At 71.7% G+C, this 22,768-nt stretch carries 21 protein-coding genes; 7 read left to right on the top strand and 14 right to left on the bottom strand.

The features are described 5' to 3' along the window. Positions 1–34 precede the first annotated feature (34 nt). Genes hemA through bchF form a run of 14 tightly spaced genes read right to left on the bottom strand, consistent with a single transcriptional unit; the run spans position 35 to position 15,307 of the window. A complete protein-coding gene (gene hemA / locus BMX97_RS11830) occupies positions 35–1,246 on the bottom strand; it encodes a 5-aminolevulinate synthase (protein ID WP_091749804.1) in 1,212 nt (403 codons plus the stop codon). A 48-nt stretch (positions 1,247–1,294) separates the two neighbouring features. Continuing rightward, positions 1,295–2,077 carry a putative photosynthetic complex assembly protein PuhE gene (puhE, locus tag BMX97_RS11825; protein WP_091749801.1) on the bottom strand — a complete coding sequence of 261 codons (783 nt, stop codon included), beginning with the start codon at positions 2,075–2,077 and terminating at the stop codon, positions 1,295–1,297. Between the two features lie 8 nt (positions 2,078–2,085). Beyond that, positions 2,086–3,147 carry a magnesium-protoporphyrin IX monomethyl ester (oxidative) cyclase gene (gene acsF / locus BMX97_RS11820; protein ID WP_091749798.1) on the bottom strand — a complete coding sequence of 354 codons (1,062 nt, stop codon included), beginning with the start codon at positions 3,145–3,147 and terminating at the stop codon, positions 2,086–2,088. Then, positions 3,144–3,443, bottom strand: a complete 300-nt coding sequence (locus tag BMX97_RS11815; RefSeq protein ID WP_058619061.1) for a hypothetical protein — start codon at positions 3,441–3,443, stop codon at positions 3,144–3,146. The genes acsF and BMX97_RS11815 overlap by 4 nt, the downstream gene beginning before the upstream one ends. Continuing rightward, positions 3,443–3,895 carry a photosynthetic complex assembly protein PuhC gene (puhC, locus tag BMX97_RS11810; protein ID WP_091749795.1) on the bottom strand — a complete coding sequence of 151 codons (453 nt, stop codon included), beginning with the start codon at positions 3,893–3,895 and terminating at the stop codon, positions 3,443–3,445. Before puhC ends, BMX97_RS11815 begins: the two co-directional genes overlap by 1 nt. Positions 3,896–3,903: 8 nt before the next feature. Beyond that, on the bottom strand, positions 3,904–4,527 hold the full coding sequence (gene puhB / locus BMX97_RS11805; RefSeq protein WP_091749792.1) for a photosynthetic complex putative assembly protein PuhB: 624 nt from the start codon (positions 4,525–4,527) through the stop codon (positions 3,904–3,906). Then, the gene (gene puhA / locus BMX97_RS11800) at positions 4,524–5,315 is read right to left on the bottom strand and encodes a photosynthetic reaction center subunit H (RefSeq protein WP_091749789.1); all 792 of its coding nucleotides are present in this window, start codon (positions 5,313–5,315) and stop codon (positions 4,524–4,526) included. Before puhA ends, puhB begins: the two co-directional genes overlap by 4 nt. 12 nt (positions 5,316–5,327) lie before the next feature. After that, positions 5,328–6,734, bottom strand: a complete 1,407-nt coding sequence (locus BMX97_RS11795) for an MFS transporter (RefSeq protein WP_091749786.1) — start codon at positions 6,732–6,734, stop codon at positions 5,328–5,330. Further along, complete coding sequence (gene bchM, locus BMX97_RS11790; RefSeq protein WP_091749783.1) at positions 6,731–7,432, bottom strand: magnesium protoporphyrin IX methyltransferase; 702 nt, start codon at positions 7,430–7,432, stop codon at positions 6,731–6,733. The genes BMX97_RS11795 and bchM overlap by 4 nt, the downstream gene beginning before the upstream one ends. Further along, on the bottom strand, positions 7,432–8,325 hold the full coding sequence (gene bchL, locus BMX97_RS11785) for a ferredoxin:protochlorophyllide reductase (ATP-dependent) iron-sulfur ATP-binding protein (protein ID WP_048451562.1): 894 nt from the start codon (positions 8,323–8,325) through the stop codon (positions 7,432–7,434). The genes bchM and bchL overlap by 1 nt, the downstream gene beginning before the upstream one ends. Beyond that, on the bottom strand, positions 8,322–12,029 hold the full coding sequence (locus BMX97_RS11780; RefSeq protein ID WP_091749780.1) for a magnesium chelatase subunit H: 3,708 nt from the start codon (positions 12,027–12,029) through the stop codon (positions 8,322–8,324). Before BMX97_RS11780 ends, bchL begins: the two co-directional genes overlap by 4 nt. After that, the gene (gene bchB, locus BMX97_RS11775; RefSeq protein WP_091749777.1) at positions 12,004–13,539 is read right to left on the bottom strand and encodes a ferredoxin:protochlorophyllide reductase (ATP-dependent) subunit B; all 1,536 of its coding nucleotides are present in this window, start codon (positions 13,537–13,539) and stop codon (positions 12,004–12,006) included. The genes BMX97_RS11780 and bchB overlap by 26 nt, the downstream gene beginning before the upstream one ends. Before the next feature lie 5 nt (positions 13,540–13,544). Continuing rightward, positions 13,545–14,819: a ferredoxin:protochlorophyllide reductase (ATP-dependent) subunit N gene (locus BMX97_RS11770; protein WP_091749774.1), complete on the bottom strand. Its 1,275-nt coding sequence runs from the start codon at positions 14,817–14,819 to the stop codon at positions 13,545–13,547. Further along, entirely contained in the window at positions 14,816–15,307 is a 492-nt protein-coding gene (gene bchF / locus BMX97_RS11765) for a 2-vinyl bacteriochlorophyllide hydratase (RefSeq protein ID WP_091749771.1), read from the bottom strand. The genes BMX97_RS11770 and bchF overlap by 4 nt, the downstream gene beginning before the upstream one ends. Positions 15,308–15,575: 268 nt before the next feature. Between bchF and BMX97_RS11760 the strand changes: the two genes are divergently transcribed. From BMX97_RS11760 to BMX97_RS11730, 7 genes are all read left to right on the top strand, one after another. Then, complete coding sequence (locus BMX97_RS11760; RefSeq protein ID WP_244538385.1) at positions 15,576–16,478, top strand: cobalamin B12-binding domain-containing protein; 903 nt, start codon at positions 15,576–15,578, stop codon at positions 16,476–16,478. A gap of 79 nt (positions 16,479–16,557) precedes the next feature. Further along, complete coding sequence (ppsR, locus tag BMX97_RS11755; protein ID WP_091749765.1) at positions 16,558–17,982, top strand: transcriptional regulator PpsR; 1,425 nt, start codon at positions 16,558–16,560, stop codon at positions 17,980–17,982. Positions 17,983–18,108: 126 nt separating this feature from the next. Further along, positions 18,109–18,996 carry a chlorophyll synthase ChlG gene (chlG, locus tag BMX97_RS11750; RefSeq protein ID WP_280142793.1) on the top strand — a complete coding sequence of 296 codons (888 nt, stop codon included), beginning with the start codon at positions 18,109–18,111 and terminating at the stop codon, positions 18,994–18,996. Continuing rightward, positions 18,993–20,330: a BCD family MFS transporter gene (locus BMX97_RS11745; protein ID WP_091749759.1), complete on the top strand. Its 1,338-nt coding sequence runs from the start codon at positions 18,993–18,995 to the stop codon at positions 20,328–20,330. The genes chlG and BMX97_RS11745 overlap by 4 nt, the downstream gene beginning before the upstream one ends. Before the next feature lie 267 nt (positions 20,331–20,597). Continuing rightward, positions 20,598–21,776 carry a geranylgeranyl diphosphate reductase gene (locus BMX97_RS11740; protein WP_091749756.1) on the top strand — a complete coding sequence of 393 codons (1,179 nt, stop codon included), beginning with the start codon at positions 20,598–20,600 and terminating at the stop codon, positions 21,774–21,776. Then, positions 21,761–22,249, top strand: coding sequence for a TspO/MBR family protein (locus BMX97_RS11735; protein WP_091749967.1), 489 nt, complete (start codon positions 21,761–21,763; stop codon positions 22,247–22,249). Before BMX97_RS11740 ends, BMX97_RS11735 begins: the two co-directional genes overlap by 16 nt. Before the next feature lie 247 nt (positions 22,250–22,496). Beyond that, entirely contained in the window at positions 22,497–22,760 is a 264-nt protein-coding gene (locus BMX97_RS11730) for a hypothetical protein (protein ID WP_091749753.1), read from the top strand. The last annotated feature ends 8 nt before the right edge of the window (positions 22,761–22,768 follow it).

Below are 22,768 nucleotides of genomic sequence, written 5' to 3'. Positions count from 1 at the left end.
CGGACAGCACTGCGCCGAGGAGATGGACTTGGAGCTACGCCGCCCGGGCGAGCCCGATCCGGCCCCAGATCGTTCCGAGCGCGAGGGCCAAGTGATCGATGTCGGCGTCGCTGTGGAGCGGCGAGGGCGTGATCCGCAGGCGCTCGGTACCGCGGGCCACCGTCGGATAGTTGATCGGCTGGACGTAGATGCCGAACTCGTCGAGCAGCGTGTCGCTGATCTGCTTGCACAGCACGGGATCGCCCACCATCACCGGGACGATGTGGCTCGGGTTGTCGAGGAGCGGGATGCCGATCGCCGACAGCCGCCGGCGCACCGCCGCGACCCGGTCCTGGTGGCGGGCCCGTTCCGCGCCGCTCGCCTTGAGGTGGCGGATGCTCGCCGCCGCGCCCGCCGCGATGCTAGGGGGCAGCGAGGTGGTGAAGATGAAGCCCGAGGCAAAGCTGCGCACGAAGTCGCACAGCGCGGTCGAGGCCGCGATGTAGCCGCCCGATACCGCGAAGGCCTTGCCGAGCGTGCCCTCGATCACCGTGAGCCGGTGCATCAGCCCGTCGCGCTCGGCGATGCCGCCGCCGCGGGGCCCGTAGAGGCCGACCGCGTGGACCTCGTCGAGATAGGTCATGGCGCCGTGCGCCTCGGCCACGTCGCAGAGTTCGGCGATCGGCGCGATGTCGCCGTCCATCGAGTAGACCGATTCGAAGGCGACGAGCTTCGGGAGCTTCGGATCGACGAGGCGGAGCTTGCGGTCGAGGTCGTCGGGATCGTTGTGGCGGAAGATGTGGCGCTCGGCCCGGCTCGAGCGGATGCCCTCGATCATCGAGGCGTGGTTGCCCTCGTCGGAGAACACGACGCAGCCCGGCAGCTTCGAGGCCAGCGTGCCGAGCCCGGCCCAGTTCGAGACGTAGCCCGAGGTGAACAGGAGGGCCGCTTCCTTGCCGTGCAGGTCGGCGAGTTCCTGCTCCAGGAGCACGTGGTAGTGGTTGGTGCCCGAGATGTTGCGGGTGCCGCCCGCCCCGGCGCCGCAGCGGTCGATCGCCTCGTGCATGGCGCCGGTCACCGCCGGGTGCTGGCCCATGCCGAGATAGTCGTTCGAGCACCACACCGTCACCTCGCGGGTGCCGTGGGCGCCGTGCTGGGTGGCGTAGGGGAACCGGCCGGCCTGCCGCTCCAGGTCGGTGAAGACCCGGTAGCGGCCCTCGCGGTGCAGACCCTGGAGAGCGGCGGAGAAGTGCGCTTCGTAGTCCATCGAACGTCCCCTTGTACGGCGTTTTTCCGGTCGTTTTCTTCTGGATTGTCAGGGTGCGGCGTCGGCTCCCGGGCGGCGGGCGGGCAGCCCCCAGCCCCAGAGCGCGGCCGACGGCAGCGGCAGCATCAGGAAACCGTGCTCCAGGATGGCGAGCGCCATCAGGGTCGCCATCATGGTGTGGCCGGAGCGCTTGAAGGCCGAGGCGCTCTCGGTGACGGCGGGGTGGAGCAGCACCAGGAGGAAGCCGGTGGCGAGGATCATCGCCACCGGAAACAGCGCGTTCATCGGCGCGCGGCGGAAGAAGCTGCCGAGGTAACGAAGGTGTTCGGGCAGGAACTCGGCGTGGAGGTTGCGCACGCCGAGGAACAGGTTGAGCCGCGCGCTGAGGTTCATCCCCCACAGCACCAGGTAGGTCCAGAGCGCCATCCGGTTCGGTCCGCCCGCCGTGAGCCAGGCGATGGCGGCAAAGCCGAGGATGATCGCCGCCTCGTGCCAGAGGTTGGTCGCGGCAGCCGCACCGAACCGGGCGAGGCCGCGATCCGTGGCCGAGCCCGCGGTCCGACGAGGCCCGGCGACATAGCCCATGTAGAAGGCCATCTCCTGCCAGCCCCAGACGATCAGGGCCGCCGTGAAGGCCGCGTAGGCCCCCGCCTCGCTCTCCTGGTTGGCGCTCCAGGCGATCACCCACAGCGCTCCGAAGAGCGCCACGGTCGTCGCGCCGAAGCTCCAGGCATGGGTGCGGCGCGGCCGGTGGTTCAGCCAGAGGATCGCCCCGGTCAGGAACCACCAGATCACGACGGCATAGAGGATCGGCGCGGCGTAGTCGGACATGCGGGGCGCTACCAGGCGGGGCTGAGGCGGATCTGCGCGGGCATCGGGTTGGCCTTCGCCGGCATCACCATCAGCCGTCCGAAGGCGAAGGCGGCCTTCGCCACGTAGCCGGCATGCTTGATCCTGCCGACGATCCCGCCCCGCGCCTTCGCTTCCTCGATACCGCGGGCGCAGGAGAGCAGCCGTTCGAGGCCTGCCCGGAAGCCTGGGTTGTCGAGATCGAGGGTGAGCGGGAAGACCTGGCGCGAGATCTCGGAGGTGATGGCGAAGACCTGGAAGTCGTATTCCTTCGGATCGATCCCGAGCGCCTTGTGAAAGGCCGGCCGGCACTGGTCGCGCACGTACATCGTGCAGAACACGGCGAGCAGGAAGAACTTGATCCAGTAGTAGTTGATGCCGGTGAGGAGCTTGGGGTTGGCGCGCATCAGCAGCGCGAAGGCCTCGCCGTGGCGGAACTCGTCGTTGCACCACTTCTCGAACCATTTGAAGATCGGGTGGAAGCGATTGTCCGGATTACGCTCGAGGTGGCGGAAGATCGTGATGTAGCGGGCATAGCCGATCTTCTCCGACAGGTAGGTCGCGTAGAAGATGAATTTCGGCCGGAAATACGTGTACTTCTTGGCCTTGGTCAGGAAGCCGAGATCGATGCCGACGCCAAAGTCCTTCAGCGTGTCGTTGATGAAGCCGGCGTGCCGCGCCTCGTCGCGGCTCATATAGGCGAACAGCTCGCGGATGTCCTTGTTCTTGGCGCGCTTGCGCATCTCGGCATAGAGCACGCAGCCCGAGAACTCGGCGGTGATCGACGAGACCAGGAAATCGAGGAATTCCTTGCGCAGCTCCGGGTCGAGACCGGAGAGGTCGAGGTCGAAATCGGAATTGCGCACGAAGTGGCGCTTGTTGGGATCGGCGCGCATCTCGGCGAGGAGCACGTCCCACTCGGCCCGCACCGGCTCGACGTTGGTGCGGTCGAGTTCCTCGAAGTTGGTCGTGTAGAAGCGCGGGCTCAGGAAAGTGGTTTCCTGGGCCGACTGGGTGCTCTCGTTCGGGGTCTTCAGGGTCGTCGCGCTCATAGCCGCGTCCTTTCCGAGAAGCTGACTTCGTAGAGTTCGGTGAGTTCGAAATGGCCCGCGATGCGGGTCCACAGGCGCTCCATGGCGCCGGCCCGCACCACGGTGGCGGTGCGGCGCACCACGATCCGGTCGCCGTAGGGCACGGAGGTGGGGGCGTCGTGCACCGTCACCTCGTCGCCCGGGGCGATGAGCAGGCCGCCATCCAGCGTGACATGGGCGTGCAGGCTCTCGGCCGTCTGCTCGATCTCGACCGTGCACGGCACCTCGATGCGGCGCTTGCCGCCGAACCACTGCATCACGATGCGCCCCTCCCCTGTTCGAGCAGCCGCGCGAAGGCGACCGCGTTGTCGAGCCCGAAGGCCTCGAGGTTGATCCGCCGGCCCGACGCGACGTCGTCGAGGGTCAGCGTGCCGTTGTCCCAGCGGGTGAGCCGGAACGGCGGGTCGCGGGGCAGGCCCTCGCGCAGGCGGGCCTGGGCCATCACCCGCAGGGTGGCGCGCAGGAAGCCGTCCTCGCCGGGCTGCACCTCGGCGACGAGGCGCCCGCTCCCGGCGTTGCGCAGGGAGACGCGGCCGTCCGGCCGGTCCTCGACCGCGAGGTCGAGGACCTGGACGGCGAGCGCCGGCGGCATCTGGGTGATGCCGACACCGCCGAAGCGCCCGATCGCCACGGCGGCGAGCGAGAAGGCGACGAGGAGGCCGGCGTTGCGCAGGAGCGGCCGGGGTATCGGGATGTCGTGCGCCATCACCCCCCTCCCTAGTGGCCCGCGGCCGCGAGGCGGCCGGGCAGGACGGGGCTGGCGGCGGGTGCCGGCGGGAGCGCCTGGACGGGCTGGCCGCTCGCCTCGGCCAGCGCCGTGGCGATGCGCTTGGCCACCGTCTCGGCCTCCGGCACGCAGCGCAGCATCGGCTCGGGCCGGGTCAGGCGCCAGGGCCGGGCGTGGGGCCAGAGATGCAGGTAGGCCAGCCGCACGCCGGGCTTGAGCCGCAGCGGCAGGTCGCCGCTGCCGTCGCCGAAACGATGGAAGGCGGCGCCCTCGATCTCCTTCAACGGCAGGTTGACGTCCATCTGGAGCGCGATGCCGATGCGCAGCATCAGCCGCCTGTCGGTCAAGGTGTAGACCGTGGTGCGGCAGGTGCCCCAGGCGAGCGCGAACAGGATCACCAGCGCCAGGGCACCGGCGAGCAGCACCGGCCAGGCCGCCGAGACCCGCCCGGAGGAATAGGCCTGGAAGGCCGCGAGCCCGCCGAAATACAGCGCCACGAGATCGACGTGGAAGGCGCGGCGGGCCAGGCTGACGAGAGCCGGGCGGCCCTGCCACAGCAGGCGCTCGCCCTTGGGCAGCGGGCCGGGCAGCCCGTGGGGCAGCAGGTCCGTCACAGCAGGGGCTCCTGGCGGTCGTCGGTGGCGTAGAGCGTGCCGGCGCCGAAATAGGCGATGACCCGCTCCTCCTCCCGAAGGGTGATGCTGTCGGGGTCGCGGTGCTGCGGCACGCCGGCGAACTGGCGGGCGAGGAGCGCCTCGACGATGATCTTCTTGTGCCGGCTGAAGCGCTGCACGTCCGCGAAGGTCACCGGGATCAGCACGGTGCGGTCGCGGGCGCCCTCCAGCTCCATCTCGTAGTAGCGCGGCAGCGACTCGCCGCGATCGACCCAGATCTCGGTCACGGTGCCGGCGAGCACCCGATCGGCACCGTAGACCGGAAGCCCACGCGGATCGGGATCGTCCGCCGAGACCGTGAACTCGTCGGCGACGCGCATCGGCACGATGCGGGTCTTGCCCTCCCAGGTCAGGTCCGGCCGCTCGGCGCGAAGCGCGTAGGCACCCGGGCCGATGCCGTCGGCGAGGCGCGAATCGTCCGTCGAGGTCGGGACGATCGGGGCGCCGGGCCAGGGCTCGAGCTTGACCGCCTTGAGCTCGCCGACCGGGCCCTCGTGCGGGCGCGGTGCCAGCACGGCCGAGCCGTCGGCGAGCAGGAAGGTTTTGGGAGACGGCACGAACAGCCAGTCCCAGCCCTTCAGGCCGCCATGGACCTCGGATTCGAGCGGGTAGCCCTCCCGGCGATCCTCGCGGCGCAGGTAGAAGACCAGGCCGGCAAAGAAGATCCAGAACGCGTAGAGCACCACTTGCGCGACGTCGAGATAACCTGTGAGGGCACCCTTGGGCATGATGGCCTCCTTCTAGGATAGGGCCGGACGGGTGGAGAGCGGGGCGCGATCGGGCCGGCGCACCAGCGGCCCGATCGCCACCAGGGTGGCGAACAGGAGCCCAATCTCGATGTGGTAGACGACGAGGTAGCCGGTGGAGGCTTCGGACATCGCCTCGCCGAGGCGGCCTGAGACCGCGAGCGCCGAGCCGGCATCGCGCAGGATGCCGCTCGCGGCGATCGCCGCGCCGGCCGCCGTCGCCTGGACGGCCCCCCAGGCACCGAGGGCGAGGCCGGACTGCTCAGGGGCCGCCCCTGCCATCGAGGCGGTCAGCGTGCCGTGGGCGAAGAGCCCGCCGCCCAGCCCGATCAGCGCGACGCCGCAGGCGAAGAGCCCGCCGGAGCCGAGAGGGGCGGCGAAGACCACCGCCGAGAAGGCCGCGATGCCGACGACCGCGCCGGCCGCCGCTACCCGGAACGGATCGCCGCCGCGGTTGAGCCAGCGCGCGGCCGTCAGCAGCCCGATCCCGCCGCCGACGGCGAGGACGGCGGTGAGCGCGGTGGTCGCGGCGACCGGCAGGTGCAGGATCTGGCCGCCATAGGGTTCGAGCAGGATGTCCTGCATGCTGAACCCCGCCGTGCCGAGGCCGGTGGCGATGAGGCGGCGGCGCGCCTGCGGCTGGGCCGCGTAGGCCTCCCAGGCCTCGCCGAAGCGGCGCGCCGGCGCGGACTTCCGGGAGGTGTCGCGCGGCTCCTGCTTCCACAGGGCGATGCCGTTGAGGATGAGCGTCGCCAGAGCCGCGCCCTGGATCACCTGGATCAGGCGGATGGCCGAGAAGTCGTGCAGCGCCAGCCCGAACACCACGGCGCTCGCCATCATGCCGGCGAGCAGCATGGCGCAGAGCAAAGCCACCACCTTCGGGCGGGCATGAGCGGGCGCGAGGTCGGTGGCGAGCGCGAGACCCACCGTCTGCGTGGTGTGCAAGCCCGCGCCGACGAGGACGAAGGCGAGCGCCGCCGCGGCCTGGCCGATGACGATCGGGCCGGTCGTATCGCCCGACAGAATCAGCAGCGCGAACGGCATGATGGCAAAGCCGCCGAATTGCAGCAGCGTGCCGAACCACAGGTAGGGCACGCGCTTCCAGCCCAGCACCGAGCGGTGGCTGTCGGAGCGGAAGCCCACGAGCGCCCGGAACGGGGCGGCCAGCAGCGGCAGCGACAGCATCACGGCGACGATCCAGGCCGGCACGTCGAGCTCGACGATCATCACCCGGTTGAGGGTGCCGATCAGCAGCACCGCCGCCATCCCGACCGTGACCTGGAACAGCGACAGGCGCAGCAGCCGGCCAAGCGGCAGCTCCTTCGTCGCGGCATCCGCGAAGGGCAGGTAGCGGGGCCCGAGGTCGGCGAGCACCCGGGCGATGCGGCTGGCCGTGCTCATCGGCGCACCAGTTCCAGGGCGTTGGACAGGTAGAAGCCGGAATTGATCCGCCGGCTGCGGGCGACGGTGAAAGCCTGAAGGCCCGGATCGGCGGCGACGCGGCGGCGTAAGCTCCCCTCCCCGACCGGCTCGATCGCCGGCGCCCGGTCGCCGCGGGGAAAGAGCCGGCCGGCGGCATGCATCACGGTGAGCAGCGGGGTGCGCGGCGCCACCGTGAACAGCACGGAGGCGTCGGTGCGGCGGGCCAGCGCCGAGAGGGCGCGGACGATGTCGGGGGTGCGGTAATGGATCAGCGAATCCATCGCCACGACGTGGTCGAAGCGACCCAGTCCCTCGTCCAGCATGTCGCCGACCTGGAAATCCAGGCAGCCCTTGAGGCTGAGGCTCGCGGTGCGCTCGCGGGCGAGACCGACCAGCGTCGGCGACACGTCGATGGCCACGACCTCGGCACCGCGCCGCGCCGCCTCGAGCGCGAGCGCCCCGGTGCCGCAGCCGGCATCGAGCAGGCGCCGGCCGGAGAGGTCGGCAGGCAGCCAGGACAGGAGTTCGGCCCGCATCGCGTCGCGGCCGGCCCGCACGGTGGCGCGGATGCGGCTCACCGGCGCGTCCGAGGTCAGCCGCGCCCAGGCCTCGACGGCGGTGCGGTCGAAATAGGTTTCGAGCTGGGCCCGGCGGGTGGCGTAGGTGGAGCTGGTCATCAGTCGAACCCGAGGAATTCAAACAGATCCCGATCCTTCATCGGCACCGCCGGGAGCGGGTCGACGCCGGCCCAGAGTTGTTCGGCGAGTTGCAGATACTCGGCCTGTACGGCGAGCAATTCCGGCGAGGGATCCATCTCGAACAGCGTCGCCTTCTTCAGGCGCGAGCGGCGCACCACGTCGAGATCCTGGAAATGCGCCAGGCGCTTCAGGCCGACCGCGTCGTTGAACCGGTCGATCTCGTCGGTCTTCGCCGAGCGGTTGGCGATGACGCCGCCGAGGCGCACGCCGTAATTCTTCGACTTGGCGTGGATCGCCGCGACGATCCGGTTCATCGCGAAGATCGAGTCGAAGTCGTTCGCCGTGACGATCAGCGCCCGGTCGGCGTGCTGGAGCGGCGAGGCGAACCCGCCGCAGACGACGTCGCCGAGAACGTCGAAGATCACCACGTCGGTGTCTTCCAGAAGATGATGCTCCTTGAGGAGCTTCACCGTCTGGCCGACGACGTAGCCGCCGCAGCCCGTGCCGGCAGGGGGACCGCCGGCCTCGACGCAGCGCACGCCGTTGTATCCCTCGACCACGAAATCCTCGACGCGCAGCTCCTCCGAGTGGAACTGCACCGCCTCCAGGGCATCGATGACGGTCGGGGCGAGGCGCTTCGTCAGCGTGAAGGTCGAATCGTGCTTGGGGTCGCAGCCGATCTGCAGCACGCGCTTGCCGAGCTTCGAGAAGGCGACGGAGAGGTTGGACGAGGTCGTGCTCTTGCCGATGCCGCCCTTGCCGTAGACGGCGAAGACCTTGGCGGTCTCGATGCGGATGTCCGGATCGAGGGCGACCTGGAGGCTCCCCTCTTCCCGACGCGCCGGCACGGGGTTTCGGATCGCGATGTTCATGCGGCAGCCTCCGCGGTGATGCCTTCGAGCCGGTCCTCCAGGGCCTCCTCGGCCCGGTCGAGGGCGGCCCGGGTCTCGGGGTCGGGGGTCCAGAAGCCGCGCCGATGCGCCTCGATCAGGCGATGGGCGACCTTGGCCGAGGCGGCGGGGTTGAGCGCCGCCATGCGCTCGCGCATCGCCTCGTCGAGGACGTAGGTCTCGGTGATGCGCTGGTAGATCCAGGGCGCGACCTGGTCGGTGGTGGCCGACCAGCCCACGGTGTTGGTGAGGTGCTGGTCGATCTGGCGCACGCCCTCGTAGCCGTGGCCCAGCATCCCCTCGACCCATTTCGGGTTGAGCATGCGGGTGCGGGTCTCCAGCGCCACCTGCTCGGAGAGCGAGCGCACCCGGCCCTCGCCGCGGGTCTGGTCGCTGATATAGACCGGGACCGAGGTGCCCCGGGCCTTCGCCACGGCGCGGGCCATGCCGCCGAGACCGTCGAAGTAATGGTCGACGCTGGTCACGCCGACCTCGACCGAATCGAGGTTCTGGTAGGCGAGGTCGACCCCCGCCAGCACCGCCTGCATCAGGGCGCGGCGGGGCTCGGGTTTTCCCGTGCGGCCATACGCAAAGCTCTTGCGCCGCGAAAAAGTCTCGCAAAGTTCGGCCTCGTCCTCCCAGCGCCCGGAATCGACGAGGTGATTGAGGTTGGCGCCGTAGGCCCCTTCCGCGTTGCTGAAGACCCGGAGCGAAGCCGTCTCGAGGTCGATCCCCTGCGCCGCCTGGTGCGCCAGCGCGTGCTTGCGCACGAAGTTCATGTCCTGCGGCTCGTCGGCGCTGGCGGCGAGCCAGGCGGCCTCGGCGAGGAGCTTGGTCTGGAGCGGCAGGAGATCGCGGAAGATGCCCGACAGGGTCGCGACGACGTCGATGCGCGGGCGCCCGAGGTCTTGGAGCGGGATCAGCACCGCGCCGCAGAGCCGGCCGTAGCCGTCGAAGCGAGGCTGGGCGCCCATGAGCGCCAGCGCCTGGGCGATCGGCGCGCCCTCGCTCTTCAGGTTGTCGCTGCCCCAGAGCACCAGGGCGATGCTCTCCGGATAGGCGCCGCCATCGGCCGCGTGGCGGGCGAGCAGCTTCTCGACCTGGGCCCTCCCGTCGGCGAGAGCGAAGGCGCTCGGGATCCGGTAGGGGTCGAAGCCGTGCAGGTTGCGCCCCGTCGGCAGGATCGCGGGCGAGCGCAGCACGTCGCCGCCGGCCACCGGGGCGATGAAGCGGCCGTCGAGGGCGCGGAGCAGGGCCGGGATCTCGTGGTCCTCGGCGAGCAGCCGGTCGGTCTCGGCGAGCGCCCGGAAGGCCGCAAGAGTCGCGTCGGCGGCGCCGGGACCGGCAGCGTCCTCCGGGGTGGCACCGGCCACCAGCCGCGCGATGACGGCACGATCCGGCGCGAGGCCGTGGACGGATTCGGCGAGCGCGAGCAGCAGGTCGATCCGCTCCTCGGGCGGCGTCCCCTGCCCGACCACGTGCAGTCCGTGCGGGATCAGGGTGTGTTCGAGCTCGATCAGCCGGATTGCGAGGTCGGCGATGCGGGTCTCCGCATCCTCGCCCCAGCCGTCGCCCGAGGCGAGGTCGAGGGCGAGCGCCTGGCCGTGGATGAGCACCGCGAGCTTGCCCCGCTCCGCGGCCTCCTCGGGCGGCAGGGCGCGGCGGCGCTCCAGCGAAGCCTTGAGGTCGATCAGCCCGCGATAGAGCCCGGCCTGGGCGAGACTCGGGGTGAGGTAGCTCACCAGCGTCGCGGCGGACCGGCGCTTGGCGAGCGTGCCCTCCGACGGGTTGTTGGCGGCGTAGAGGTAGACGTTCGGCAGAGCCCCGATCAGCCGCTCGGGCCAGCAGGCGGCCGACAGCCCGGTCTGCTTGCCGGGCATGAATTCGAGCGCCCCGTGGGTGCCGAAATGCAGCACCGCGTCGGCACCAAAATCCTCGCGCAGGTAGCGGTAGAAGGCCGAGAAGGCGTGGGTCGGCGCGAAGCCTTGCTCGAACAGCAGGCGCATCGGGTCGCCCTCGTAGCCGAAGGCCGGCTGCACTCCGACGAAGACGTTTCCGAACTGGGCGCCGAGCACCAGGATCGACGAACCGTCGCTCTGGTGCCGGCCGGGAGCCGGTCCCCACTGCGCCTCGATCTCGGCGAGATGCGCCTCGCGACGAACGTGGTCGTCGGCCGTGATGCGGTGAGCGACGTTGGCCGGCGTGCCGAAGCGGGCGGCGTTGCCCTCCAGCACCGTGGCGCGCAACGCATCGACGGTCTCGGGGACCGCGACGGAGTAACCGTCCGCCTTCAGCCCCTGGAGCACGCGGTGGAGCGAATCCCATACCGACAGGAAGGCGGCGGTGCCGGTGGCGCCGGCATTCGGCGGGAAATTGAACAGGACGATCGCGACCTTGCGCTCCGCCCGCGCGCGGGCCCGTAGCGAGACGAGCCGCGCCACCCGGTCGGCGAGGCGAGCCGTGCGCTCGGGATGCACCGCCATGTCGCGGGATTCAGTCCCCCCGGCGGCGCGGCCGCCGAACACCATCGGGGCGGTGGCGCCGTCGAGCTCGGGGATCGCCACCATCATGGTCGCCTCGACCGGCGACAGGCCGCGGGCCGAGGCCTCCCACTGCTCCAGGGTCTGGAACTCGACCGCCTGCGCGGCGAGGTAGGGTACGTCGAGCCGCGCCAGCATGGCGCTCGCCGCGGCGGCGTCGTTGTAGGCCGGCCCGCCGACGAGGGAGAAACCGGTGAGCGAGACCAGCGCGTCGATCGCCGGCCGGCCGTCGCGCAGGAAGAATTTTTCCACCGCCGGCCGGTTGTCGAGCCCGCTGGCGAAGGCCGGCACGACGGTGAGCCCGCGGGCCTCCAGCGCCGCGATCACCCCGTCGTAATGCGCCGTGTTGCCGGCGAGCACGTAGGAGCGCATCAGCAGCAAGCCGACCCGTCCCGCCTTGCCGGAGGCCGGCAGCCGATCGAGGCGCTCGGTCACCCGCTCCGCCAGGCGCGGGTGGTAAAGGCCGGTCTCGGGGTAGCTCAGCGGCTCGGCCGCCGTGAGGTGCCGGCGCCAGGCGGCGCGCGGGCCGGCGGCGTAGCGGCCGGCGAGGAAGCGCACGAGGTTGACGACGTTCTCGTCCGAGCCGGCGAGCCAGTATTGCAGGGTCAGGAAGTACGCCCGCACGTCCTGGGCCGAGCCCGGGATGAAGCGCAGGATGCGGGGGATCTGGCGGATCAGCGCCATCTGGCGCGCGCCGTTTCCCTGCGTTCCCCCCGGCCCCGACTTGCCGCGCAGGCGCTTGAGGAAGTCGAGCGCGCCACGCTGCGAGCCGTCCATGGCGAAGCGGTTCATCCGGGTGGTGCGCACCACCTCGGCCGCCGAGAGGCAGCCCACCATCGCGTCGCAATGCGGGCGGCGGGCGAGCAGTGCCGGTAGCACCGCCCGGACGTGCTCGTCCATGAACAGCATCGCCGAGAGCACGATGTCGGCCCGCGCGATGTCGGCCCGGCAGGATTCGAGGGCCGACGGGTCGGTCTCCCACTCGGCGGCGGCGTGGAAGCCGAGGATCAGGGCGGGATCTGTCTTCGACAGCTCCCGGCGCGCCCGCTCCACCGCCCCGGCGAGGTGGTTGTCGAGGGTGACGATGACGACGCGCAGCTCCGGCAGCGCGCCCGGTCCGTCACCGGCTGAAATGCGCTTTGGCATCGTACAGGGTCTCGACGGTGATGAGCGGGAGCGCCCGCTCGCGGGCGTAGCGTTCGGTGTTGTGGCGGGCCTTGCCCCGCACGAAGAACGGGACCTTCTTCAGCTCGCGCTCGGCCTCGATCGACCAGACCACCGGCGTCGCGGCGGTCACCGCCGCGGCGACGACCGCGGTCTCGGCCTCCTCGCGCGGCCTTCCGCCGAGATGCGAGGGAGCGACGCCGTCGTGGAACTCGGGATCGTCCCGGAACATCGCCAGCAGGTGCTCCTCCAGCCCCATCATCAGCGGGTGGACGAAGGTGTCGAAGAGCACGTTCGCGCCCTCGAACCCCATCTGCGGCGCGTGGCGGGCCGGCACGTCCTGGACGTGCATCGGCGCCGAGATCACCGCGCAGGGGACGCCGAGCCGTTTGGCGATATGGCGCTCCATCTGGGTGCCGAGAACCAGCTCCGGCTGAGCCGCGGCGATCGCCGCCTCGACCGCCAGGTAATCGTCGGTGACCAGCGCCTCGATGCCGTGCTCGGCGGCCTCCGCCCGGACCTCGCGGGCGAATTCGCGCGAATAGGTGCCGAGCCCGACGACGGAAAAGCCGATCTCGCGCGCCGCGACCCGGGCCGCCGCGATGGCGTGGGTGGCGTCGCCGAAGACGAAGACGCGCTTGCCGGTGAGATAGGTCGAATCGACCGAGCGTGCGTACCAGGGCAGGCGCGAGCCCTCCCCCTGGAGGACCGGCCCGGGATCGATCCCGGCGAGCGCCGCCACCGCCTCGATGAAGGCGGTCGTGCCCTTCACCCCGATCGGCGCGGTCTCGACGAAGGGCTGGCCGTGGGTCTTTTCCAGCCATTGCGCCGCGCTGCGGGCCACTTCCGGATAGAGCACGACGTTGAAGGCCGCTTGCCCCAGCCGCCCGAGATCGGCCGGCGTCGCGCCGAGCGGCGCCACCACGTTGACGGCGATGCCGAGTTCCGCGAGAAGCCCGCGCACCTCGCGCAGGTCGTCGCGGTGGCGGAATCCGAGCGAGGTCGGCCCGAGGATGTTGCAGCTGGCCGTGGGCCGCTCCGGTGCGGGAGCGGCGGGAGCGAGGGTGCGCACGAGGCGATAGAAGGTCTCCGACGCCCCCCAGTTCTCTTTCTTCTGGTAGGCGGGCAGCTCCAGCGGGATCACCGGGATCGGCAGGCCGAGCGCCTTCGCCAGCCCGGCCGGATCGTCCTGCAACAGTTCGGCGGTGCAGGAAGCGCCGACGATCATCGCCTGGGGGCGGAAGCGGCCATAGGCGGCGGCGACCGCCTGCTTGAAGATCTCGGCGGTGTCGGACCCGAGGTCGCGGGCCTGGAAGGTGGTGTAGGTCACCGGCGGGCGGGCGCCGTGCCGCTCGATCATGGTGAAGAGCAGGTCGGCGTAGGTGTCGCCCTGCGGCGCGTGCAGCACGTAGTGCAGGCCGCGCATCGCGGTGGCGACGCGCATGGCACCGATGTGAGGGGGCCCCTCGTAGGTCCAGAGCGTGAGCTGCATGGCCTTCAGCCCTCCAGCCGCGCGCGGCGCGCGAGGGGGCGGGTGAACAGCCCGGCGAGGTCGCCGGCCTGCTCGTAGCCCTGGATCGGGGTGAACAGGAGCTCGATCGACCACTTGGTGGCCAGATCCTCGGCCTCGAGCGGGTTGGCGAGGCCGAGGCCGCAGATCGTGAGGTCGGGCCGGGCCGCCCGGCAGCGGTCGAGCTGGTCGTCGAGGCTCTGGCCCTCGGTCACTCGGGTGCCGTCGGGGAGCAGCGCCAGGTCCTCGGCGAGGTGGGCGCGATGCAGGTAGGGGGTGCCGACCTCGATCAGCGCCGCGCCCATCTCCCGCGACAGGAAGCGGGCGAGCGGCACTTCGAGCTGCGAATCGGGGAAGAAGAACACCCGCTTGCCGGCGAGCCGGTCGCGGTGGGCCGCGAGCGCCCGCGCCGCGCGGGCACGGCCGGCCTCGGTGACCTCCGCGAGGCGGGCGGACGGGATCCCGAAAGCGCGGGCGGCGGCCGACAGCCACAGGGTCGTGCCCTCGGCGCCGAGCGGGAACGGGGCCGGGATGCGGGTGGCGCCGCGATCCTCCAGCGCCCGGGCGGTATCGGTGAGGAAGGGCTGGGCGAGAAGGTAGCGGGTATTCGGGCCGATCGGCGCCCGGTCCGCCGCCCGGCGCCCGGGCAGGAAGCGGACGTTGCCGATTCCGAGATCGGCGAAGAGCCGTGCGAACTGATCCTCGACCACGTCGGCGAGCGCCCCGACGACGAGGAGGGATTCATCTGCGCTCCGGGGCAGATCCGGCACCAGGGCGGCGAGGCAGGCGTCTTCCCCTTGGGTGAAGGTCGTCTCGATGCCGCTGCCGGAATAGCTCAAGACCCGCACGTCGGGCGCGAAGGTGCCCGAGAGGCGCGCCGCGGCCCGGCCGAGATCGAGCTTGATCACCTCGGAGGGGCAGGAGCCGACGAGGAACAGGAGCCTGACGTCGGGCCGGCGCTCCAGCAGGCGGCGCACCACCCGGTCGAGCTCCTCGTGCGCGTCGGCGAGGCCGGCGAGGTCGCGCTCCTCGATGATCGCGGTGGCGAAGCGCGGCTCGGCGAAGATCATCACGCCCGCCGCCGACTGGATCAGGTGCGCGCAGGTGCGCGAGCCGACCACCAGGAAGAAGGCGTCCTGGATCTTGCGGTGCAGCCAGACGATGCCGGTGAGCCCACAGAACACCGCCCGCTGGCCGCGCTCGTGGCGGATCTCGGGGCCGCAGGGGACCGCGGACGGGAGAGCGGACGCCAGCGCCGTCATCGCGCCGCCCCCATTGCGTAGGCCGGCGCCTGCAGGCGGGCCGCCCGCAGCTTGAGCAGGAACTGGCCGGCATTGATCAGGTAGGCGGCGTAGGCGGCGAGCGCGAGCCACATCAGCCCGGTGGTGGCGAGCGCGCCGGTGGCAAGCGCCACTAGGTAGGCGGTGTGGAGCGCCAGCACCAGCATGCTCACCACGTCCTCCCAGTAGAAGGCCGGGGCGAAGAGGTAGCGCCCGAACACCGCCTTCTCCCACAGGGAGCCGGTGACCATGATGGCGTAGAGCGCGAGGGTCTTGGCGACGACCGAGGCGTTGGCGAGCGCCACGCCCTCGCCGGTGGCCAGCGTGCGCGAGACCAGGGCGAGGCTCACCAGGAAGACCGCGAATTGCAGCGGGGCGAGTACCCCCTGGACCAGGGTCCAGGGCGAGGCGTCGCGGCGGCGGCGCTCGGCCTCGCTGTAGAGAAACGGCCGATCCGTGGACGTCGCCATCGCGCCTGCCCTCCTGGCCGACCCGCGTTGACCGCGGATGCCGATGAGGGAAGCCTAGGACCGGCGGGCCCGAAGTGTCAACCTAAGTTGACAGTTGGTGACTATGACAATCTCCGGAACCTCTCGCGAAAGTGCCTTGCGGCCGCACGCCGGAGATGTATCCTGCAAGGAAAGCGGATGACGCCGCCCGGCCTGAGGCGCTCCCAAAGTAGAAAACCCGACACAAGGTCGAGCAGAACCGGTTTTCCTGCGCATCGGGGAGGTGCTGGTGGGAGATCAAGCGCAGCCCGGCACCAGGTCCAGCGACAGGACGGGTGTCCGCGAGCGGACCTTCCACGACAGGTCTTCTCATGACAGGCCCTCCTGCGAAATAAACTCCGGGGGGGTACGCAGGAAGCTCAGGTGGCGCGACGACCTCGCCGAGGTCGTCGAGGCCGAGATCATCCCGCGGCTGATGCTCGCCCATCGCGGCGAGCGCCCGGTGCGCCGGCTCTCGTCACGCCCGTGCGCGGCCGACGACATCGTCCGCCTCGGCACCCTGCTGCTGCTGCCCGAGGACCGGGACGTGCTGGCCGAGGTCCGCCGCCTCCTCGACGAGGGCATGAGCCTCGAGGAGGTGCTGACCGGGCTCCTCGCCCCCACGGCCCGGCATATCGGCCGGCTGTGGGAGGAGGACGTCTGCGACTTCGTCCAGGTGACGACCGCGATGGCCCGCCTGCGCCGCCTCGTCCACGACCTCGAGACGCACTGCCTCGATCCGCGGCCGGTCGATCCGGCGAGCCGGCGGGTCCTGCTCGCGCCCGCTCCCGGCGAGACCCACACCTTCGGGCTGACGCTGACCGCTCACTTCCTCGGCGAGACCGGCTGGGACGTGGCGACGAGCTTCGAGCCCTGCCTGACCGACGCGATCGAGCGGCTGCGCGCCGAATGGTTCGACGTGCTCGGCCTGTCGCTGTCCTGCGACGTCCACGTCGAGCGCCTGGCGCTGGCGGTCCCGGTGCTGCGGCGCGCCTCGCGCAACCGCGACCTGCGGGTGGTCGTCGGCGGCCCCGCCTTCGCCGGCCGGCCGGACCGGATCCGGCTCGTCGGCGCCGACGCGGCTGTCGAGGATGCGCGACAGGCGCCCGGAATCTTGCAAAGCTTGCTTGATCTGCGGATTAGAGCCTGCTGAAAGACCTGTTCGGTGCGGTCCGGCGTATTGGTGGCCCTTGAACAGACCCGTGAGCCCTGCTGCGAAGGAATCTTTCGCGGTGCTTCGAGATGCCGTCTCCCGCCTCGATCCCCGGATGACGGGCAGCCTCGTCGCTGCTGCCAGCGACGTGTCCCTCGTGGTCGACGGCGACGGGGTGATCCGCGACGCCGCCTTCGGGGCCGACGGCCTGTCCGAGGAGGCCGGCGAGACCTGGCTCGGGCGGCGCTGGATCGACACCGTGACGGTGGAGAGCCGGCCCAAGGTCCTGCGCCTGATCGAGGATGCGGAGCCCGGCGCCGTCACGCGCTGGCGCCAGGTCAACCACCCCTCGGCGCAGGGCGGCGCCGACGTGCCGATCCGCTACGCGGCCCTGCGGGTGCCCGACGACGACCGCATCATCGTGATCGGCCGCGACCTGCGGGCGCTCTCGGCCCTGCAGCAGCGGTTGACCGACTCGCAGCAGGCGCTCGAGCGCGACTACGCCCGCCTGCGCGGCGCCGAGACCCGCTACCGGGTACTGTTCCAGCTCGCCGGCGAGCCGATCCTGATCGTCGACGCCGCGACCCGCCGCATCGGCGAGGTCAACCCGGCCGCCGCCCGCCTGCTCGGCCGGGCGGTCAAGCGCGTCGTCGGGCGCGACCTCGTCGACCTGTTCGAGCCCGAGAGCGCCCGCGCCGTCCAGGCGCTGCTCGTCGGCCTGCGCCTGACCGGCCAGGCCGAGGACCTCGCCGCCCGGCTCGCCCAGCGGCGCGGCGAGGCGCGGGTCTCCGCCACCCTGTTCCGCGAGGAGGCGGGGACGAGCGTTCTCGTGCGCCTCAGCCCGCTCGCGCCGGTCGAGAGCCCGGCGGCCCTGCGCTCCGGGGCGCTCGACGTGATCGAGGCGATGCCCGAGGGCTTCGTCGTCACCGACCGCGACCGGCGCATCATCGGGGTCAACGCCGCCTTCCTCGACCTCGCGCAGCTCGCCACCGAGCACCAGGCCAAGGGCGAGCCGCTCGACCGCTGGCTCGGACGCGAGGGCACCGAGATCGCGTCGCTCTTCACGACGCTCGCCGAGCACGGCGCGGTGCGCCACTTCGCCACCGTGGTGCGGGGCGAGTTCGGGGCGGTGGACGAGGTCGAGGTCGCGGCGGTCTCGGTGCCGGGGGGCGACCGGCCCTGCTTCGGCTTCACCCTGCGCAGCCTGCCCCGGCGCGTCGCCGCCGCGATGCCCGGGAGCCTGCCGGGCGCGCGCGAGCTGCCCCGCTCGGTCGAGCACATGACCGAGCTCGTCGGCCGCGTCTCGATGAAGGCGCTGGTGCGCGAGACGACCGACCTGATCGAGCGGCTGTGTATCGAGGCGGCTTTGCGCATCACCCACGACAACCGCGCCTCGGCGGCCGAGATGCTGGGCCTGAGCCGCCAGGGCTTCTACGCCAAGATGCGCCGCTACGGCCTCGGCGACCTCGACGGCTCCGAGGAGCCCGACGACGCCGACGCCTGAGCCGCGCACGCTTGCGTGACGACACTGCTGGAAGTGTAAAGTCTGCTTGACACTCGTCCGGGGCGGTTCCACCCTCCCGGGATGTCGACCGAGCCCCTGCTCAAGCCCCTACGGAAGCCGCCGCTTGTGGCACAGCCATCGGGTGTGCCGGAGCCCGGCGCGCTCCTCGAACTGCTCAAGCCGATCACCTGGTTCGCCCCGATGTGGGCTTTTGCCTGCGGAGTGGTCTCGTCCGGCGTCCCGGTCCAAGGGCGCTGGCCGGTGATCCTCGCCGGGATCCTGCTCGCGGGCCCCCTGGTCTGCGCCACGAGCCAGGCGGCGAACGACTGGTTCGACCGGCACGTCGACGCCATCAACGAGCCGGACCGGCCGATCCCCTCGGGCCGCATGCCGGGCCGCTGGGGCCTCTTCGTCGCGCTCGCCTGGACGTTGCTGTCGCTCGCGGTCGCGGCCTTGCTCGGGCCCTGGGTGCTCGGCGCGGGCGTGTTCGGCCTGGCGCTCGCCTGGGCCTACAGCGCACCGCCGCTCCGGCTGAAGCGCAACGGCTGGTGGGGCAACGCCGCCTGCGGCCTCTGCTACGAGGGCCTGCCCTGGTTCACCGGTGCCGCCGTGATGGCGGGCGCCCTGCCGGACGGGCGGATCGTGCTCGTCGCCGCGCTCTACAGCCTGGGCGCCCACGGCATCATGACCCTCAACGACTTCAAGTCGATGGAGGGCGACCGGCGCACCGGCATCCGCTCGCTGCCGGTCCAGCTCGGCGCCGGCCGCGCCGCCCGCCTCGCCTGCCTCGTCATGGCGGCGCCGCAGGTCGTGGTCGTCGCGGCGCTGGCGGCCTGGGGGATGCCCTGGCACGCCGCCCTCGTCGCCGCCCTGCTCGCCGGCCAGGGCCTCCTGATGCGCCGCTTCCTGTCCGATCCGCACCGCTGGGCCGCCTGGTACAACGGCACCGGCACGCTGCTCTCGGTGCTCGGCATGCTCACCGCGGCGCTCGCCCTGCAGGGAGGCGCCGCATGAGCGCGACGACCGGTTTCGGCTGGGGCACCATCGTGCGCCTCGGCCTCGTCCAGACCGCGCTCGGCGCCATCGTGGTGCTGATCACCTCGACCCTCAACCGGGTGATGGTGGTGGAACTGGCGCTCCCCGCCGCCCTGCCCGGCGGGCTCGTGGCGCTGCACTACGCCGTGCAGATCCTGCGCCCGCGCTGGGGCTACGGCTCGGATCTCGGCCGGCGCCGCACGCCCTGGATCGTCGGCGGCATGGCGCTGCTGGCGCTCGGCGGGCTCGGGGCGGCCCTCGGCACGGCGCTCGTCGCCGGGCAGCCAGCGCTCGGCTTCGTCGTCCTCGTCGTGTCCTTCCTCGCCGTCGGCATCGGGGTCGGGGCGGCCGGCACCTCCCTCCTGGTGCTGCTCTCCACCGGCGTCGCGCCCCACCGCCGGGGCGCGGCCGCGACGATCGTCTGGATCATGATGATCGCCGGCTTCGTCGTCACCGCGCCGACCGCCGGGCACCTCCTCGACCCGTTCTCGGGCGAACGCCTCGTCGCGGTCTCGGGCGGCGTCTCGCTGACCGCCTTCCTAGTCGCGCTCGCGGCGGTGTGGGGGGTCGAGCCGGCCCGCGCCCCGGCGGCCCCGCTGCCGCCCGGGCCGGTACGGCCCTTCGCCCGGGTGCTGGCCGAGGTCTGGGCCGAGCCGGAGGCACGCCGCTTCACGGTGTTCGTCTTCCTGGCGATGCTCGCCTACAGCGCGCAGGAACTGATCCTCGAGCCCTTCGCCGGCCTCGTCTTCGCGCTCTCGCCGGGGGCGACCACCAAGCTCTCGGGCCTCCAGAACGGCGGGGTGCTCGCCGGCATGGTCCTGGTGGCGCTCGTCACCGCCAACGGGCGCGGGACGCTGGCCTCGCTGCGGCTCTGGACCGTCGCCGGCTGCCTCGGCTCGGCGGCGGCGCTCGCCGCCATCGCGGCCTGCGGCCTTGCCGGGCCGGGCGCGCCGCTGCGGACCTGCGTCGCCGCGCTCGGCCTGTTCAACGGCATGTTCGCGGTCGCGGCGATCGGCTCGATGATGGCGCTCGCCGGCCACGGCGGCGCCCCCGGCGGCGAGAGCCGCCACGGCACCCGGATGGGGGTGTGGGGCGCGGCCCAGGGCATCGCCTTCGGGCTCGGCGGCTTCCTGGGCGCGGCGGGCGTCGACCTCGCCCGCCTCGCCTTCGGCACGGTGGTGCCGGCCTACGCGACGGTGTTCGTCACCGAGGCGGCCCTGTTCCTCGTCGCGGCCGGGCTCGCCGCCCGGATCGGCCGGCCGGCCCGGGATCCGCGGCCGCTCGAGGGTTTGTCGGTGCAGCACGCGGTCTAAGAGGCTGTTTGACTTGCGGCGACACAATCGCGAGGGGATTTTCTATCTTAGCCCTCGACCTCATCCTGAGGTGCGAACGCAGTGAGCCTCGAAGGAGGGATCCAGAAATCTCGGAGGCTTCTGGAGCCCTCCTTCGAGGTCAGTCGATCAGAGATCAACTAACACCTCAGGATGAGGTTGCTGGTGGGATAGATGATATCGATCGGTCAAACGGGCTCTGACACGAAACGATCCGGCCGCGAGCCGGCCCGGACGGGAGGCACGGCCATGGACGAGACGATCCTCGACGCGGTGGTGGTGGGAGGCGGGCCGGCCGGGGCGACGGCGGCGGCGGACCTCGCGCGGCTCGGCCGCCGGGTGGTGCTGCTCGACCGGGCCGGACGCATCAAGCCCTGCGGCGGCGCGATCCCGCCCCGGCTGATCCGCGACTTCGCGATCCCCGACGAGCTCCTGGTGGCCAGGATCCGCTCCGCCCGAATGGTCTCGCCCAAGGACCGCGCGGTCGACATGCCGGTCGGCGAGGGCTTCGTCGGCATGGTCGACCGCGGCCCGTTCGACGAGTGGCTGCGCGTGCGCGCGGCGCTCGCCGGGGCCGAACGGGTGACCGGCACCTACCTGCGCCTGACCCGCGCCGGCGACGGGCCGGTGACCGTGCAGTACCGCGACGCCGCCGGGGCGGAGACGTCCCTGCGCACCCGCCTGGTGATCGGGGCCGATGGCGCCAACTCGGCGGTGGGGCGCCAGGAGGTTCCCGCGCATGCCCGGATGCGGCAGGTCTTCGCCTATCACGAGATCGTCCGCACGCCGCCCGGCGGCGCCGTCGAGGGCACGCGCTGCGACGTCTACTACCAGGGCGTCCTCTCGCCGGACTTCTACGCCTGGATCTTTCCGCACGGCGACACGCTGAGCATCGGCACCGGCAGCGCCAGGAAGGGGTTCTCTCTGCGCGGGGCGGTCGGCCGCCTGCGCGCCGCGACCGGGCTCGATCACGGCGAGACGATCCGGCGCGAGGGCGCGCCGTTGCCGCTCAAGCCGCTCGCGCGCTTCGACAACGGCCGCGACGTGCTGCTGACCGGCGACGCCGCCGGCCTCGTCGCCCCGGCCTCGGGCGAGGGCATCTACTACGCGATGTTCGGCGGGCGCCTCGCCGCGCAGGCCGCGCACGACTTCCTCGCCACCGGCAACCCCCGCGCCCTGGGCCAGGCGCGGCGCCGCTTCCTCCGGACGCACGGCCGGGTGTTCTGGATCCTGCGGCTGATGCAGTCGGTCTGGTACCGCAACGATGCCTTGCGCGAGCGCTTCGTCAGCATCTGCCGCGACCCCGACGTCCAGTCGCTGACCTGGGACGCCTACATGAACAAGGAACTGGTGCGGGCCAAACCCGCCGCGCATGCCCGGATCTTCTTCAAGGATCTCGCGCATCTCTTCCGCTGGGTGTCGCCGTGAGCGGGGGCTGGACCCCGATCGTCGTCGCGGCGCTCGCCGCCATCGTGGTGGCGGCCGCCGGCGCGTGGCTCACCGCCCTCGGCCCCTGGTACCGCAGCCTGCGGGTCCCGTCCTGGAAGCCGCCCGACTGGGCGTTCGGGCCGGTCTGGACCACCATCTTCACGCTCACCGCCATCGCCGGGGTCCTGGCCTGGAATGCCGCGCCGGACGGGCGCGAGCGGACCTGGCTCATCGCCGCCTTCGGGGTGAACGGCCTCCTCAACATCGCCTGGAGCGGGGTGTTCTTCCGGCTGCGCCGGCCGGACTGGGCGCTCGTCGAGGTCGCCGCCCTGTGGCTGTCGGTGCTGGGGCTGATCGTGGTCGTCGGGCGGCATTCCGGCGTCGGGGCGGTGCTGCTCCTGCCCTACCTCGCCTGGGTCGGCATCGCGGCCCTGCTCAACCGGTCGATCGTGAGGCTGAACGGGCCGTTCTGAGCGGATCTCGCAAGCATCGGCGGGTCGGACGGCCGACCCCGTTCCGTCCACTCCTCGATGGAGTTCTTCGCTGGCGAAAAATCCGATCGTACGGGATCGATCGAGACGGATGCGACATCGTGAACCGCGACGCGATTTCGGTGAACGCGCACGCTGTTTTTCGAGTTTGCAGGGCTGGAAGCGGTCGTCTCCTACGTTACCTTTCCGGTCGACTGCGCATCTTCGGTGCCTGCAGGAGGATTGATGCGTGCCTGACCTCCTCACCAGCGATCACATCGTCGATATCGCATTGCTGATCGTCGCGGCGGAGGCCGGATACCTTGCCCTGTGGCGGCGCGGGCCGGGACGGACCGCCCTCCTGATCAATCTCGCCTCCGGGGCCTGCCTGATGCTCGCCCTGCGCCTCGTCCTTGCCGGGGCTCCCGGATTCTGGCTCGCCGCCGCCCTTGCGGGGGCGGGCGCCGCCCACGTCGCCGATCTCTGGCTGCGGTTGCGCCCCGCCGCCCCATGACCCCGGAG

The sequence above is a fragment of the Methylobacterium sp. ap11 genome, assembly GCF_900110515.1.
Lineage (GTDB): Bacteria > Pseudomonadota > Alphaproteobacteria > Rhizobiales > Beijerinckiaceae > Methylobacterium > Methylobacterium ajmalii.
This window is presented reverse-complemented; position numbering and strand designations above follow the sequence as displayed.